Genomic DNA, 301 nt, shown 5'->3' with positions numbered 1-301 from the left:
GGTTCGGCCTCTACCTGCTGGTACATCCCAACGGTTCAAAATATTGGCAGTTAGGCTATCGCTTTGAAGGGAAACAGAAGGTGTTTTCGATTGGTGTCTACCCTGCTGTTTCGCTGGCTGATGCAAGACAATGCCGGGATGAAGCAAAAAAACTGTTGGCCGCTAGAATTGACCCCAGCGCTAAAAAACAGGCTGACAACAAAACCATTCAAGAGAAGCGTAACAATACCCGCGCTTTCAAAACCGTTGCCAAAAGCTGGTTTGCCACCAAAACCACATGGTCGGAAGATTATCAGCGTTC

The 301-nt window shown here is 47.8% G+C and carries 1 protein-coding gene; it reads left to right on the top strand.

Features of this window, described 5'->3' with window-relative positions; genetic code table 11:
* Positions 1-301, top strand: a 301-nt coding sequence (locus DDT52_RS20865) for an Arm DNA-binding domain-containing protein (protein ID WP_136158000.1), incomplete at both ends; no start/stop codon positions are given.

It is taken from the genome of Brenneria roseae subsp. roseae (genome assembly GCF_003115845.1).
GTDB lineage: Bacteria > Pseudomonadota > Gammaproteobacteria > Enterobacterales > Enterobacteriaceae > Brenneria > Brenneria roseae.
This window is presented reverse-complemented; position numbering and strand designations above follow the sequence as displayed.